This window comes from Aliiruegeria lutimaris (assembly GCF_900099935.1).
Lineage (GTDB): Bacteria > Pseudomonadota > Alphaproteobacteria > Rhodobacterales > Rhodobacteraceae > Tropicimonas > Tropicimonas lutimaris.
The window spans coordinates 1-15,854 of sequence record NZ_FNEK01000069.1 but is presented as its reverse complement, the minus strand read 5'-3'; the positions used below and the strand labels follow the sequence as shown (position 1 = coordinate 15,854).

Genomic DNA, 15,854 nt, shown 5'->3' with positions numbered 1-15,854 from the left:
CTCTCCCCACTTTTCTGCGCCTGAGACTAGCTCGGAAAACATTGGTACCCAAGGCGTTTCATACTAGCATGCCGGTCGGGCGAGGGAGGAACGCATGACGCTCAGGAAACGGCATTGGGACAGGCTCGGCAATGGCGGGCTGACCTTCACGGAACTCGGCTTCGGTGCTGCTTCGATCGGTAATCTCTACCGTGCGATCGGCGACGACGAGGCGCACGCGATCCTGGAGAGTGCCTGGGAGGCGGGGGTCCGCTATTTCGACACCGCGCCACTTTATGGGTACGGGCTCTCGGAAACCCGGCTCAACCGTTTCCTGCGCGACAAGCCGCGCGACGAATACGTGCTTTCGTCCAAGGTCGGGCGCCTTCTCACCGTCTGTCCGCCGGATCAGCGTGAAGGCGTCGGAAAATGGTTCGACGTGCCTTCGCGCAAGGAGGTCTATGACTATACCTTTGACGGGGTGATGCGGTCACTCGAATTTTCACTGGAGCGGCTCGGAACAGACCGGATCGACATACTCTACGTCCACGACCTCGACGTCTTCAATCACGGCTCGCAGTCGGTGGTTGACGCCAGGCTCGCCGAGTTCATGGATGGCGGCTACAACGCGTTGGTTAAGTTACGCAACGAGGGCGTGATCCGTGCCTTCGGTGGCGGGATCAACGAATGGCAGCCCTGCCAGTGGATGGCGAAGCGCGGTGACTTCGATCTCTTCCTGCTCGCCGGACGCTATACTCTTCTCGAACAGGAGGCGCTGGAGAGTTTCCTGCCGCTCTGCGTCGAGCGTGGCATAGGCATTGTCATCGGTGGCCCCTACAACTCGGGGATACTTGCCACCGGACCGCGCCCAGGGGCGTATTACAATTACGACCCGGCCCCGCCGGAGATCCTCGATCGGGTTGGGCACATCCAGAAGGTCTGCGAGCACCACGGCGTTCGTATGCTGGACGCCGCCTTCAGATTTCCCCTGTGCCATCCGGCGGTGGTTTCGGTGATCCCGGGCGGACAAGGGCTGTCGGAGATGGAAGCGAACGTTCATGCCGCTTCGGCGGTGATTCCGCCACCGCTATGGAACGACCTGAAGGCCGAGGGCCTTATGCGGCCCGACGCGCCGGTCAATTGAGTTAACTGCGATGGTTCAGATCGACGCGCACCAACATTTCTGGAACCCGGCCCGTGGGGACTACGATTGGATGCCGAAGGATAACTTGACGCTCGCGCGCCCGTATGGCCCGGCTGACCTGTTATCAGAACTTGAGACGCATGGCATCGGCCACACCGTCCTGGTGCAGGCCGCCGCCACCGTCGAGGAAACGGAGTACCTTCTCGGCATCGCCGATGCGACGCCCTTCGTAGCTGGCGTCGTCGGGTGGGTCGATTTCGAGCGTCCGGAGCATCGCCGCCACCTCGAACGGTTGGCGGCGCACCCGAAGTTCCTCGGCGTACGGCCGATGATCCAAGACATTCCCGATGACAATTGGATGCTGCGTGAAGATGTGCAGTGGGGCTACGCTGCGCTAACGGAGCTTGGTCTGACCTTCGACGCGCTAGGTTTCCCGCGCCACCTCGCCAATTTCCATACCCTGCTGACGCGATACCCAGACCTCCAGGTGGTGGTGGATCATTGCATGAAACCGCAGATTCACGAGCAGTCCGAGACGCATTTCCAGTTCTGGGCCGACGGCATGGCGAAGCTCGCCGAGCGGCGTGGGACAGTGTGCAAGTTCTCCGCGTTGGTGACCGAGGACATCGAGGGTTGGACCGTTGATCGCCTCCGGCCATATGCCGAACACGTGATATCGGTATTCGGGGCGGAGCGTGTGATGTGGGGCTCCGACTGGCCTGTATGTCGGCTGCGGACCGAGTATGCCGGCTGGCGCGCGGCGGCAGTTGCGCTGACAGCGGATCTGCCAGACATGGACAAGGCGCGGATTTTCGGTGGTACCGCTGTCGAGTTTTACCGGCTCGCGGTCTGAAGGAGAAAGGCGCGTACTTCGGCTTCCTTGATTTCCGAACGCGCGTCGGGGGGCGTCGTGACGGCAAGCGCAGCTGCGCCTTGGGCAAACCGTGTCGCCGCTGGGAGCTTGGCGCCGCGTGCCAGTTCCGCCGCCAGAGCGCCGACAAAGGCGTCGCCAGCTCCGTGGGTCGAGACGACCGGCACAATGTGAGCGGGTAACGCGACCGGCTCATAGCCGGGTTCGGTGAGTGCCAACCCTTCGGCACCGCGGGTGGCAAGGATGGTCTTTTCTTCCGGAGGGATACCTGCCTCTGAGAGTGACGCCAGAAGTGCCAAGTGCTCGACACGGTTAACCACGAAGATGTCGGTGCGCTTCAGCAGCGTGGGGGCTAGAGGGCGGGCCGGGGCGGCGTTGAGTATGATCAGGGTCTCGGCGGGGACGTGCATAGCCACCGCGAGGTTTACCGCTTCGGGTATCTCGTTCTGAAGCAGGAGCACCTTTAGCCCGTCGGGTGGAGTGACCTCGATCGGGTCGATGCCAAGGTTGGCGCCGGAGACGATCACGGCGCCATAGTCGCCGTTCCTGTCGACGACGGCGACGCTCATGCCGGAGGCGCCGGAGCTTTGTCGTACTTGCCTGCGGTCCACCCCGGCGGCATCGAGCGCGCCAAGGATCTGCTCGCCGAAGCCGTCGGTCCCGACCTGGCCGGCCATCCCGGTCCGAGCGCCCATCCGCGCCGCTGCCACTGCCTGGTTGCCGCCTTTCCCGCCGAAGCGGTAGGCGACTGAGGAGCCGACCACGGTTTCGTCGAGTGCGGGCAGGTGTGGTGCGTCCACGACGACGTCGAGATGCAGCGCGCCGACCACGAAAACGTCCATGTTCACGCCCCGTAGAGCGCTGCAGCGACGATGCGCTGGCTCTGTGCAGCATCCTGTGCCGCGATCGCCGACGCCAGCGCCGCCTCTCCGGTAAGCACCTTTGCCACCTCTCGAAGACGCTCGGTCAGGCGGATATTGGTGCGTGCCTCCTCTACCGGGTCGAGCCCGGATTGATCGGGGAAAGTGTCGAAATAGATCACGCCATCGTATCCTGCCCGATCGAGTTCGACGAAGAGTTCCACCGTCTGCACGGCATGGACGGTACCTGCCATCAGCCCGTCGTCGCGTTTGCCGTAGCCATCATTGAGGTGGACGCCAAGCAACCGGGAGTGGCGCGACACGAGATGCGCGGCATGAGCTGGCATCTCGTCGGCATAGAGCACATGGGCGAAGTCGAGCGTGACGCCGGTATTGGGCCGTCCGACCTCCCGAAGAGCGAGCAGTGTGGTGGCGACGTCCGGCATCAGCGCGAAGGCACGCGGCTCGTTGGGCTTGTATTCGATCGAGATGTCGATCGCTGGGTTGTGGTCGGCAACGTCAGCGATCGCCGCGACGGTATCGTCCCACATCCGAGCGTAATCGGCTTGAAATGCGTAATCGAACCCGTCTTGGCCCATCCAGAGCGTCATGAGCCGTCCGCCCATTTCGGCGAGTGTGTCGATTCCCTGTTTTGTCAGGTCTATGGCAGCGCGGCGGGTGGCGGGGTTCGGATTGGTGAACGCGCCGATGGCGAAGCCGGGGTCCGTGTAATAGCGCATCGCGAGCCCGTTCAGCGCCATGCCGTTTTCGGCCAGCAAGCGCGCAAGCGCGACGCCGTCGTGAAACGCGAAATGGTCGGGATAGTTGAGGTCGGCAGCGGTAAGCCCGCCGACATGGCCAGCTGCCTTGATCATTTCGGCCACCGTGGGCTTTTTGCCAGCGGAGGCTGAAGCGCGAAATGCATTGAGCCGCGCCGCGTATCGGTGCCGACCCGTGCGTGTTGAAGTCATCGATTGGTCCTTCCATCGGAATACGAGTGGATGGCATTGAACAAGCGAGGGTAAGACTTTTCAAGCGGCATGACCTCGAACTCAGGCACAAACAGTTTCTGTAAATGCGGAATCAGAGGAACTTCGCCTGCCATCATGTATTCGATACCATCTAAACCCGAATTCCTTCGATCGACGCCAAATCCCTCAAGCAGGCCCACAGGTGCTGATCCCGGACAGCTGGTTCCGCAGCAAATCCCAAGCGCGCAGGCATCCTGCACACGCCGCCGCCAACACCACGGGAACAGGCTCATTTCGGGCTCCGGAGCAGGCCTCGTTGCCCGAGAATTACGCCCGAGGACTGCATTGCCTTGTTTCGGCTCGACCCGAAGACAGGGCGGATATTCTGGAGGTGTGAGCACTACTATAACCTGCCCGGGGACGAGGCGGGCAACATCGAGACGCTCGGGCGAGGCCGACCGTATCACCGCGTCGATATCCACAACGTGGACCGACTGCCTCGCGCACGCATAGTCTTCTTGCTGGTTCGCGGCTTCTGGCCGCCATGGCGGATCGGGCACATCAACGGCGAAAGCCTCGACGACCGCCCGGCGAACCTCTATGTGCTTCGCCGCGGCACAACCGTCCGGCGGAACGGGAGGAGTTTCCCCAATCTTGGAAGGTGAACTTCGTTGCGCCATGTCGCCATTTGGTTGGTTCTTCTTCGGCGTTGCCGACCTAGCGGCCGTTCGCTGCGATGGAGAAATAGGAGACGACGCCTTCGCGGCATCGGTCAAGAAGGGCGGAGAATGGTCGTTCGCCGCGAGGCGAGCCAACGTCCGGTCAGCGGACAAAGCGGACATCCAAATCTCGGGCATGCCCCGGAACTAGCCGATGCCTGGATGGGCTCCCGGCAAGCGGGTTCACCGCCAAATGCGAGGGCAGGACGTAGGCAGTTAGAGGTGGCGCTGAATGACGCTCTTTTCTACACCACCGGGTTGCGCAAACACCCGATCGCTTCGATCTCGTTTTCGACGACATCGCCGCGAAGACAATAGCGGCTCGCGGCTAAGAGGTCTTCTGTCGGATGCCATGATCCACCAAGCTCTGCATCGACGGACCAAGCGGTTCCTGAAGGAGTGCCGGTCAGGATGATCATCCCGGGGCGAAGCGTGAAGTTCATGGAAAAGACGTGGATCAATTCTGCGCAGCTCCAGATCATCTCGGAGGTGTTGGCGTGCTGGCGCAATTCACCGTTGATCCGTGTTGAGAGTGCGAGCGCCTGGGGGTCGGGTATTTCGTCGGCAGTGGTAATGACCGGGCCGAGCGGCAGGCTGCTGTCGAACGCCTTGCCCCGCCCGAGTTCGTAGAAGACCGTTCCGGTCTCGGTGAAGCGAACCTGCCGATCGCGGGCCGTCACATCGTTGGCAACCGTATAGCCAAAGACGTGCTTCAGCGCTCGGTCCGTGGGGATGTGTCTGCCGGGCTTGCCGATCACGATGGCAAGCTCGGTCTCGCAATCGAGTTTCTTGGTGAGGATCGTGTCGTGGACGATCGGGTCGTTGGGACCAATGACGCAGTCCGATGTCTTGATGAAGAATTCGGGCTCCTTGCCGCTGAGGGGCGCACCGGCCTTTTCGGCATTGTGCGAGCGGTAGTTGCTGCCTGCGCATAGGACCGTCGAGGGAAGCATGGGCGCTGCCAGAGCAATATCGCAAATGGGGTGCCGCGCGTGGTCCGGCGCGATCGCAACGGCTTGGCGGACATCTTCCATGATCGGATCACCGCCTGCGATGAGCCGTGTCATGTCGGTGATTTCCGGGTCGAGGCCGGCGGCAGCGAGATCGACAATTGTGTCTCCATCGACCACGCCTAGCTTGCGCTCCGCGTCTTCTAATAATGTCGCGAGTTTCATGCCTTTTCCTCCTCAGGACGCCAGAAAGGAAAGGGTGAGCGCCACGCCAAGGGCAGCAACGCCAAGACGGACAAGTTTTTCCGGCAGGCGGCGGACAAGGTGGGCGCCGAAGTAGCCGCCGATGATGCCGCCGACAAGCACGCAGACGGCGGCGAGCCAGTCGACGAGACCCGAGAGGATCATCGGCCCCACCGCGACAGACTGGATGACGAAGGCGAAGAGGTTTTTCGCACCGTTGACCTGTGCGATCCCTTTACCGGTTGCAATCGACAGAACGGCGAGCAGCATGAAACCCATACCGGCACCGAAGAACCCGCCGTAGAAGCCGATGGCAAACATGAGCACGACAGTGGCCGCCTTTAGGCGTGCGCCTGGAAGAGCGCGGCGCATGAGGTCTGTCGTGCGGGGGCCAAGGACGATGGCGGCGACTGCAATCGCCAAAAGGAACGGCACGACTCTGACAAAGGCGGCATTGCTGGAGTTCACCATTATGATCGCGCCGGAAAGGGCGCCAACGAAGGCGGGGACCACCAGAGTGATGAGGTTTCTAAGTTCGGCACGGATTTCCGCTCGGTAGACCCAGACTGCGGGGAGTTGCGCAGGCCAAAGCGCTACGCCCTGGGTCACGTTCGCCGCGATGGGCGGCAAGCCGGAGGCAAGAAGGAGAGGAAAAACGAATAGCTTGGCGCCTCCGGCCGCGGCGTTTACGGCGCCTCCGAGAAGTCCGGCCGCAAGGAAAAAGAGGATCTCGCCTGTCATTCTATCGTGCAGGGGCGGGTGTGCCCGTCTCCTTGATCAGGCTCGATGCCGTAAGGGCGAAGTGCCGCTCGACTAGTTCGACCGCACGGGCTGTGTCACGCGCCAGCACCGCTTCGGCGATCTCGGCGTGTTCGGTTTCCAGGTTCCGGGAACCCATCTTCTGATAGACCGACGCGCGGCGATAGCGTTCGCAAAGCTCATGGAGTCCTGCGCGGATCTTCAGGAGCCATGCCGATCCACATGCTGAGACCAAGGCAGTGTGGAATTCGGCATTCGCGCGCTCCCAACTGTCGGGTACCCCACTTTGCGATGACGGCAGCGCCTTGTCTTCTTTTCGCATAATGTAGCTCGCTGCAACGACGCGCGCCTCCCAGTCGTCGTCCCCTTTCTCGATTGAGAGACGCAAGGCCTCTTTCTCGATTGCAGTGCGCGCAAGGTTGAGGTCAGCGAACTCCCCTGGGTCGAGCGGGGCAACCGTGAAACCGCGGTTTCCTTCGCTGGTCACAAGCCCATCCTGGCTGAGCTTTTGCAGCGCCTCGCGGAGCGGGGTCGGTCCGATTCCATAAATGCCCTTGAGTCTCTCGATGCGCAGGCGTTCGCCCGGGATGCGCTCCCCTCGGATAATGTCGCTCTTGAGGCTCCGGTAGGCGGTTTCGCTCAGCGTCTGCGCCTCGGTGTTCGCTGCAAGCGTTTTCGTCTGCGTCATGCTTCTACCTTGCACTGCCCGTCTAAAGATCCGCCCAAACATACATTTGACAGACGAGCCTATATATGTTTTCTCATTCTATCGATAAAGATTGGAAGTGTCGAGAACATGAAGCTTATAACCTTCCAGAGCGGTGACGATATCGCAGCCGGTTTCATCGATGGGGAGGATGCCGTTGTCTGTATAGAAGGCGAAAGCGCCCGCCGCGCGGTGCTCGACGTTATCTCCGGCGGTCAGAGCGCCGTTTCGGATTGGGCGAAGTCTGGAACGCGGCGGGTTCCGCTGTCGGACATTTGTCTGATGGCGCCTGTTCCCGAACCGCGACGCGACGTGTTTTGCGTAGGAAAGAACTACTATGCTCACGCCGCCGAATTTCATTCCAGCGGCTTCGATTCAAGCGCCAAGGAAACTGTTCCCTCTCACCCTGTCATTTTCACCAAAGCCACGACGAGCGTGTGTGGACCGGGCGCCGTGGTGAGGGCGTCGCTCGATCCCACGAACTCGGTCGACTACGAGGGTGAGCTTGGGGTCGTGATTGGCAAGACCTGTTTTCAGGTCACGAGGGAACAGGCTTACGACCATGTATTCGGCTACGTCACGATCAATGACGTAACCTCGCGCGAACTGCAGAAGGACCACAACCAGTGGGTCATCGGCAAGGGTGTCGATACGTTCTGCCCGATGGGCCCGTGGATCGCGACCGCCGACGAGGTCGGCGACGTGACGGAGCTTGAGCTCGTGACGCGGATCAACGGCGAGGAACGCCAACGCGCCAAGGTGGCCGATCTCATCTTCGATATCCCGACGCTCATTGAGACAATGAGCCGGACGATGACACTCCTTCCGGGCGACATCATAGCGACAGGTACGCCGGTCGGCGTGGGGATCGGGTTCAAGCCACCGAAATACCTTAAAGCAGGCGATGTCATGCAGGTTGAGATCACTGGGCTCGGAACGTTGGAGAACACAATCGGGTAGAGCCGGAAAGCACGCGCATTCCATGGGAGGACTGAAGACATGCGGAAACTAATGAAGACCACGGCGGCACTCGCCGCAACCATCGGGCTGGCCACTGCCGCCCAAGCGCAGGACGGCTACTTCGCCGGCAAGTCTATCGAGATCGTCGTGCCCTTCGGAGAAGGCGGCGCGACCTTCGTCTCGGCGAAGTTCCTCGAGCCCTATTTCGAAAAACACCTGCCCGGCAATCCCGACATCGATGTCGTTTCCCGCCCCGGGGGCGGATCGATCCTCGGCGCAAACTGGTTCGAGCAGAATGCGAAGTCGGACGGAACGACGATCCTGTTCACGACCTCGTCCACGGCGAACCCGTTCGTGCTGGGGCAGGAGGGTGTCGAGTATCGCCTCGCCGACTATCGCGTGGCCTATAGCCATCCGTTCAGCGCCGTCGCCTATGTCTCGCCGACGACTGGCGTAACCAGTGCGGCAGACATCAAGAACGCAACGACACAATTGATCTACGGCGGGATTGCGGCGGCTGCCTCGGACTTGCCTGGTCTTCTGTCGTTCGAAGTGCTGGACCTCGACGTTAAATCAGTCCTCGGCTTCAACGGTCGCGGACCGGTGCGACTTGCCTTCGAACAAGGCGAGCTCAACCTCGATTACCAGTTTACCCCTGTCTACTTGACGCAGGTTGTTCCGTCCGTCGATGCTGGTACGGCGGTTCCGCTCTGGACGGGCGGTGCTATGGATGGCGGCGTCCTCAAGGCCCGCGACTCAATCGCACCCGAACTGCCTTCTGTCTACGAGGTGCATGAGATGCTTTACGGCTCGGCACCGTCGGGGATCGAATGGGACGCGTTCCAGGGCGTCGCCTCTGTCACCTACGCTTACGGGCTGACGGGCTACATGCACCCCGACACGCCCCAGGAGGTCATCGATCTCTTTGCTGAAACGGTCGCGGCCATCAACGACGATCCCGAGTTCCAGCAAGAGGCGCTCAAGGTGACGAACGGCGCTCGCCTGAATGCGGGGCCGGATACCGAGGCGGCGATCAAGGCGGCGCTGTCTCCGTCCGAAGAGGTAAAGACCTACCTACGCGATCTGCTGTCGACAAAGTACGGCGTCAACTTCTGATCAGCAAAGCCGCGCGGGCCGAAGTACCTGGCCCGCGCGCACCCTTTTAGCGCCCTGCCGGAGGCCCGGATGCTTGAACATGCGCTGACCGCGCTCGATGCTTTGTTCGACCCGCTGCGCCTCGCGGCGCTTTTCGCCGGCATGATCGTGGGCATGGTTTTCGGCATGCTGCCGGGGCTGGGCGGTGTGGCGGCCGTTTCGATCCTTCTACCATTCATCTATTACCTCGACGACTACTCCGGGCTCGCCATGCTCCTCGGCGCGGTTTCGGTCGTCTACACCTCCGACACGATCACCTCCGTGCTTCTCGGCGCACCGGGCTCGCCAGCATCGGCGCCGACGGCGATCGAGGGCCATGCGCTTGCCAAGCAGGGCCAAGCTGCGCGGGCGCTTGGGGTTGGCTTCTTGGCCTCGATGGTGGGCGGCCTTGTCGGCGCGCTGATCCTGTTCTTGGCAATCCCCATCGCAGGGCCCATCGTGCTCATGCTCTCCACACCCGAACTTTTCATGTTCGCCCTCGTGGGCCTGTTCTTCGCGTCGTCGATGATCGGAAAAGACCTCGCCAAGGGGCTGGCGGCCGCTTGCCTCGGCGTTCTCCTCGGCGTCGTCGGCCCTGCACAGGCGGCCGCCGATTTCCGCTTCACCTTCGGTCAGGTCTACCTGCTCGATGGCTTCTCACTGACTATCGTGGCGCTTGGGCTCTTTGGCGTGGCTGAAGTGATCTCGATGCTCGCCGCGGGCGGTGGCATCAGCCACGAGCGCATGGAGGTTGTTCGTTGGGGCGAGGGCTTCCGCGATTTTTGGCGCAACAAGTGGCTTGTCTTGCGCGCTGCCTTTATCGGTGTGCTCGGTGGCTTCGTCCCGGCGGTCGGCGCTTCGGCCTCGACTTGGGTCGCCTACGGCCATGCAATCCGATCGACCAAGGACAAGTCGAAGTTCGGCAAGGGTGAGATCCGCGGTATCGCAGCCTCCGAAGGCGCGAACAACGCCACTGTGATCTCGGACCTCGTGCCGACCGTTCTCTTCAGCGTGCCGGGCGGTCCGGCAGCGGCGATCTTCCTCGGCGCTCTGTTCTCGTTTGGGTATTATCCCGGGCCGCGGATGATCAACCAGAACCCTGACCTGATGTTCCTGATCGTCTGGTCGGTGGCGCTGACCTCGGTGGTCGGTGCGGCGCTGTGCTTCGCGATTACGCCTGCGCTCGCGCGGCTCACCCGTATTCCTTTCGCGATCATCGCGGCACCGCTCGTCCTGATCATGGTGATCGGCGCCTATCAGTCGACCTCGACCATGGGCGACATCTTCATGCTGTTCACGCTTGGTGCACTCGGCTGGTTGATGAAACATGGCGGCTGGCCGCGCGCGCCCGCGCTGGTCGGGTTCGTTCTTTCCGGTCCGATGGAGCAGTACTTCTGGCTGACGAACCAGATCCATGGGTGGTCGTGGCTCACCCGTCCGGGAGTACTCTTGATCTCCTCCGTGATCGTGATCCCGTTGATCCTATCGACCATCCGCTGGCTCAGAACCCATCGGACACCAGGTGAGGAAGGCCCGGGCGACGAGGACGCAACACCGCCGGAGTCTAACCGCGGCATCGCTCTCGTCCTTGCTGTCACTTGCTCGGCAATGTTCAGCTATGCGCTCTGGGAGATGTTCTCCTTCAACCCGGCCTCGCGCCTCATGCCGTCGCTTGCGATTGTGCCTGGACTGCCGCTGGCTCTGTGGTTGGTGATCCGTGGTGTGCGTGAATACGAAAACGACTTCGCCCGCGACGCCGGTGAACTGACCGTCCTCGCCGTGCTGATCGGCTACACGATTGCCGTCTGGGCCATCGGGCTTAGCATCCCGACGGTGGCGCTCATCGCCTACATGCTTCTCTACCGCGCGCGTATGCGTCCGTGGACGGCCGCGATCTATGGCGTGTTCGTCTTCGGCATCGTGCGCCTTCTCTTCGACCTTTTGCGAGGCGACGCTCCGGTCGGCGCACTAATCGCACTCAGCTAATTCGGGAGACCTGTCATGTCCGACATGATCGATAATGACATCATTGAGCCAAGCATCGATCCCACCACTAAGAAGATAGGTGTTCGCCATGTGAAGGCGACCAATGCCGCCGGGACGCGAACCAAGATCCAGGTGAGGGACTTCGCACCGGTCTACACCGATGAGCCAGCCTCACTCGGCGGCACAAATAGCGCGCCTAGCCCGCTTGAGACCGTCCTCGTTGCCCTCGTTGGATGCGACGGGGTCATCATCAACGGAGTGGCCAAGGCTATGGGCTTTGACTATACCGGGGTCGATTTCGCTTGCGAGAGCCAGATCGACGTGCGCGGGCCGAAGGGTGTTCCCGGCATTCGCCCGTATTTCGAAAGCGGAACGCTGACCATCACCGTCTACTCCGACGAGACAGACGCGCGGTTTCGTCAGCTCGCAAAGAATGTCGAGTTCCGATGCCCGGTGATGAACCTCCTCGCCGCGGCAAAGGTTGATATGGCGGTCACTTGGGAGCAAAGGCCGGCTGAGGAGTATTCCGGCAGCGTCGAGTGACTCCGCTAGATCCCGTACTGGCGGAAGACCAAACCCCGTGCCGTCTCTCTGACTACTGTGCAACCGGCTTCAGACTGCTCATCAGCAAGTGGAACTTCTCGCCCTGAACCGCAGCGTGGGCTCGCACGACCTCCGAACCGGTGTCCTGATTCCCATGCGTACTTCGTCATCAATAACTTGACGCGTAATACGATGAGAAAGGTGCAAAAGAACGTTCTGGGGAAGCGCTTCAAGTACACCTTCTTACCGGCATGATTTCGGTAGTACTGGAGAGCAATAAACCGCTGGGTCTTCGACGGTATTTACGTGAGGAGTCATTTCCGATCCAGACAACCGACTACGCGTTGCCTTCGGCCTGTAATTTCCAACCTAAGCTCGCAACAAACCGATGTCCGCTCTAGCCACTTTCCCGCCATTCTCAGCACCCTTGTTGAATAGCAACTCCGGGCCGTTCACGACGGTCGGAAACCATGCTGCGTGTGCGAGGTGCCGTGACCTGCCAACGGCAGGATTGCGCAGGAAGCTGCCGTCGGCCTCGTCGAAGGCGCACCGGCACTACCGCTGATGCCTGAAGGGAACGTTTGCCGACCTTGCAGTCATTCTCGGCGGCGCGGCAATCCCCGTCGCGGTCGCCCGGTATCCAGCATGGCGGTCAAGGAGCGGACCTTCGGCAAGAGAAAGCCCAAGGTCAGGTCAGCGGACACAGCCGCCGTTCCCTTCACTCCCTCCGACAGACCGCTTCCTGCGCCAAGGTGACGTTGGGCGGTTTCTTGTTTGCGTCCGCCTTAAAGATCACGCATTTGTTGAGGAAGCACCAATCTAAGTCAATCTACCTCTACGACAAAGCCGGGCGCTACGCCGGCAATATCGTTCCATTCTGGTGCCGACCGTTGGTTCGCCATATGGAGTGCCGCCACGGTCTCCCATCCATTATAGTGGTCCGGCTGACCAGCGGCCCAACCTAAATATCTCAAAGGTTCGCCAGTCACCCATCCCCATAGGCCCGCCTCATTCTTGTAAAGTCCAATCAAAGGGCCTCTCAAACCGTCGCCGTAGGTTGGCTTTGCAAATAAATTTGGGTCGCTTGAGACAAGCGATTTCACAAAGCGGTTCTCTTCGTCGCTCGTAATGGTGACGAGATGTCCGCCAGCGTTGGCCGCCGCCTGGCTCGAGCTATGCCAATCGGCTCGAACTGCTAGGACAACGACGTAAAGACGACCCTCGAAATAGTCGAACATTATCTTCCTTTCGGAAAATGCTCCAAAGATGCGAGCCAGCCGCGGCTCCATGTTCGAGGGCAGGTTGTCGGCTCTGTAGGCGCGTGCTTTGGAGCTTTTCAGCGCGTCAATGGCTGGTGCGTTTGGCAAACGATCTAACAACTGTTTGGAAACGTGGTTCGACGGCGGCAACGCCAATTTAAGGCGTGCAGCAGCGATAGCTCGCCGGGTGCTAGGGCCAAACTGCCCGTCCACTGGGCCGGGGTTCTCGCCAAGGTATAGCAACGCCGTCTGGACCTGGCGTCGTTGTGCCATGGATAGGATGTTGTCTATGTTGGCACTGGCGCTGGGCGCCTTGATCTCCATCCACGGCACGGTAGGCGAAACACTTGGTTTAGAGTTCGACGCTCGAAACACGGGACTCAGCGGCGCCAAGTATATGTCTTCTCCAGGCAAAGCCCCATAAGTAAAGGGCTCCTGCCTTCCGTTCGTGAGGTCAAACACACGATCTCGCACCTTTCGAAACAACTTGCTGACTTCGAGGCCCGGTTCCTCAAGATACTCCAGCAACGCCTGCGCATATGGAGAATTCCGTCCGGTCCCGTCGAGGGCCAACGTTCCCTCGCGTGCTGCGTAGGAAACCAGCACGCCACCCGCCAAAACTCCACCAATCGGGTCTACGCGCCCTAGGCCAGTGCCGACGGAGCGTGTACCTTCGCTTTCGCGAAGACGGTCTGCGAAAGGATTGTCACGACATGCATCCACGAGAACGATCTTGACGCCATCTGAGGGCGCCAGCGCCCGCATTACCACGTCCAGCGGAATAGCCTCGAGCTGAACATCTTTCCCACTTTGTAGTTCGGCATTCACCGGTATTAGGTAGTTGGCCTTGTCCACCTCGATCCCGTGACCCGCAAAGTAAACTAGAGAAAGTTCCGCGGTCTCGGCCAAGCGTGCAAACTCTTGGAAGTGCTGGCGCAACTGCCGGTCATCAGCGTTGAGGACGAGTTGGACGTCGAACCCAAGTCGACCAAGCGATGCGGCAATATCAGTGGCGTCATTAATTGGATTATCGAGGACCGGCGCCCTTTCATAAGCGGAGTTGCCAATCACCATCGCAACACGTGCAGGGGTTTCTGCAACGGATTCTACGAAGGTTGCAAGAAGTATCACGGCTACTGAAAGGACTTTGACTAACATTGCTTAGGATTGATCAGACCAATTTCTGCTGAGGCTCTTTCCTCCAAACTACGCATCGCGGGAGATAGGAGCAATCGTCATCGCAATCTCTGCGTTTCCACAAATGCCAGCGGTGAGCCGTTTCTAAACTCGGACGCCGCTCAATCCGGTCATCTGAGTACTTTTATCGGATGTCTCCAAAGTCGGCAAAGCTGCCGTGTTCGAACTGTTCTCACCTCGATCACGGTTTGCCCTGCTGCTTTGGGGCGGGAGTTTGACACAGGTCAATGGGCAAGCGTCGAGTCTCGTGTCACATTTCGAGTGATCGAAGTTGCGACAGGCACAGCCTCGGGGCGCTGAGTCGATCAGGATGAGGTCGGAAATGATGCAGAAACCCGATAACACTTCCTCAACGGAATCTGACGAACCCGCATCCCGCGGAACAGAAAAGGTTCCCGAAGAAGCCGAGGATATGGCGCATGTCCTTCGCCGGCTGAATGCCGAGAAAGAGGAGAAGCGCCGAAAGAACCCGGGACTCTACCTCTGAGTTGCGAGACCCTCGCGAAAGGACGTCGTCGAACCGCCGGTTCGTGTGTACGCTCTGCCAGGTGATGTACCGACGTCATGCCAACGTTGGAAATCTCTCGCCCACCGTACCATTGCAGGCTATGTTGCGGGGGAAGTTAAGAGCCATCTTCATCAAATCTCGCCCCGGCAGCGCCCACCAGCGCGCCGGTTTTTTTGTCTTGTTTTGAGTTGATTGTTTCTATTTGGACTCCAGTGAGGCATTTTTTTCTGCTATAACGACGATATTGGAAACAATTTTTCCCACACCCCCAGGCCCCGGTTGCAGATTTCGCTGCACCGGGGTGCTTTGTGACTGTATCGGCAAAACAGTCCCAGCCCATTTTCACCATAGGTTCATGAAACGTGTGAGCTTCGCATTGGCCAACTGGAAGGCGGGGTGCAGCGTATTCTGCCACTGGGCAGCATAAGGCGACAGGTACAGGGGATGACTCGCTACCCGCGTTCTAGTTTTGACTGTCTCGGGATTTTTTCGATGGTCACGCTTTTCATGCTTGCCGTGAATTTCCGAATTGGAAACACGGTGTTTCAGTTCCGAGGCATTCTCACAGACCCGCGCACCTGTACCTTTTCACTGTGGGGGTCCGAATTTCCTAGGGGTAACGGCATCTGGGCTTCATCGTGAGTGGCGTGAATGTTCTGCCGCCCCCACACGACCACCCAACTTTCCGGTCATTTCTGTTTCTTAGGCCTGAGGCGCACCGTTCGAAGTGTATGGTAATCCTCCCCGTTTTGGCGGGGTGGTTTCGTAGAATTCACGCGGCCTTTTTCAGCTTCATGGCAGGAGTGATCCCGCCGATCCCCATGTTGGGGCGCTCATTGTTGTAGGTCCATAGCCATTCGGTTGCTATCTGCTGCACCTCCTCGATGGTGTCAAAGATGTAGAGGTCCAGCCATTCGTGCCGGACAGTCCGGTTGTAGCGCTCGACATAGGCGTTCTGCTGAGGCTTTCCGGGCTGGATGTAGTTCAGGGCGATGCCCTGCTTCTCAGCCCAATTCATGAGGGTGGAACTGACGTATTCGGGGCCGTTATCGACCCGAATTGCCA

At 60.1% G+C, this 15,854-nt stretch carries 14 protein-coding genes; 6 read left to right on the top strand and 8 right to left on the bottom strand.

Going from position 1 to position 15,854, the window contains the following annotated elements:
- Nucleotides 1-94: 94 nt before the first annotated feature.
- Together BLR85_RS22390 and BLR85_RS22385 are read left to right on the top strand one after the other, a co-directional pair.
- Nucleotides 95-1,123, top strand: a complete 1,029-nt coding sequence (locus BLR85_RS22390) for an aldo/keto reductase (RefSeq protein WP_093162669.1) — start codon at nt 95-97, stop codon at nt 1,121-1,123.
- A gap of 10 nt (nt 1,124-1,133) precedes the next feature.
- Nucleotides 1,134-1,976: an amidohydrolase family protein gene (locus BLR85_RS22385; protein WP_093162666.1), complete on the top strand. Its 843-nt coding sequence runs from the start codon at nt 1,134-1,136 to the stop codon at nt 1,974-1,976.
- On the opposite strand, the gene BLR85_RS22380 is transcribed toward BLR85_RS22385, so the two are convergent.
- From BLR85_RS22380 to BLR85_RS22350, 6 genes are all read right to left on the bottom strand, one after another.
- Nucleotides 1,958-2,836 carry a PfkB family carbohydrate kinase gene (locus BLR85_RS22380; RefSeq protein ID WP_093162664.1) on the bottom strand — a complete coding sequence of 293 codons (879 nt, stop codon included), beginning with the start codon at nt 2,834-2,836 and terminating at the stop codon, nt 1,958-1,960. The genes BLR85_RS22385 and BLR85_RS22380 overlap by 19 nt on opposite strands.
- Nucleotides 2,837-2,838: 2 nt before the next feature.
- A complete protein-coding gene (locus BLR85_RS22375; protein ID WP_244520831.1) occupies nt 2,839-3,729 on the bottom strand; it encodes a TIM barrel protein in 891 nt (296 codons plus the stop codon).
- A gap of 92 nt (nt 3,730-3,821) precedes the next feature.
- A complete protein-coding gene (locus BLR85_RS28650) occupies nt 3,822-4,118 on the bottom strand; it encodes a hypothetical protein (protein ID WP_139188506.1) in 297 nt (98 codons plus the stop codon).
- 671 nt (nt 4,119-4,789) lie between these two features.
- Nucleotides 4,790-5,719 carry a fumarylacetoacetate hydrolase family protein gene (locus BLR85_RS22360; RefSeq protein ID WP_093162650.1) on the bottom strand — a complete coding sequence of 310 codons (930 nt, stop codon included), beginning with the start codon at nt 5,717-5,719 and terminating at the stop codon, nt 4,790-4,792.
- Nucleotides 5,720-5,731: 12 nt separating this feature from the next.
- Nucleotides 5,732-6,478, bottom strand: coding sequence for a sulfite exporter TauE/SafE family protein (locus tag BLR85_RS22355; RefSeq protein WP_093162647.1), 747 nt, complete (start codon nt 6,476-6,478; stop codon nt 5,732-5,734).
- A gap of 1 nt (nt 6,479) precedes the next feature.
- A complete protein-coding gene (locus BLR85_RS22350) occupies nt 6,480-7,184 on the bottom strand; it encodes a GntR family transcriptional regulator (protein ID WP_093162644.1) in 705 nt (234 codons plus the stop codon).
- A 108-nt stretch (nt 7,185-7,292) separates the two neighbouring features.
- Between BLR85_RS22350 and BLR85_RS22345 the strand changes: the two genes are divergently transcribed.
- The 4 genes from BLR85_RS22345 (at nt 7,293) to BLR85_RS22330 (ending at nt 11,825) form a co-directional block, all read left to right on the top strand.
- Nucleotides 7,293-8,162 carry a fumarylacetoacetate hydrolase family protein gene (locus BLR85_RS22345; protein WP_093162641.1) on the top strand — a complete coding sequence of 290 codons (870 nt, stop codon included), beginning with the start codon at nt 7,293-7,295 and terminating at the stop codon, nt 8,160-8,162.
- A 39-nt stretch (nt 8,163-8,201) separates the two neighbouring features.
- Nucleotides 8,202-9,278, top strand: a complete 1,077-nt coding sequence (locus tag BLR85_RS22340) for a type 2 periplasmic-binding domain-containing protein (protein ID WP_212635136.1) — start codon at nt 8,202-8,204, stop codon at nt 9,276-9,278.
- Between the two features lie 69 nt (nt 9,279-9,347).
- Entirely contained in the window at nt 9,348-11,282 is a 1,935-nt protein-coding gene (locus BLR85_RS22335; protein ID WP_093162635.1) for a tripartite tricarboxylate transporter permease, read from the top strand.
- Between the two features lie 15 nt (nt 11,283-11,297).
- Nucleotides 11,298-11,825: an OsmC family protein gene (locus tag BLR85_RS22330; protein WP_093162632.1), complete on the top strand. Its 528-nt coding sequence runs from the start codon at nt 11,298-11,300 to the stop codon at nt 11,823-11,825.
- 824 nt (nt 11,826-12,649) lie between these two features.
- On the opposite strand, the gene BLR85_RS22325 is transcribed toward BLR85_RS22330, so the two are convergent.
- Complete coding sequence (locus BLR85_RS22325) at nt 12,650-14,242, bottom strand: caspase family protein (protein WP_093162629.1); 1,593 nt, start codon at nt 14,240-14,242, stop codon at nt 12,650-12,652.
- Nucleotides 14,243-15,561: 1,319 nt separating this feature from the next.
- On the bottom strand, nt 15,562-15,854 hold a 293-nt coding region (locus BLR85_RS22320; protein ID WP_139188505.1), incomplete at its 5' end, for an integrase core domain-containing protein.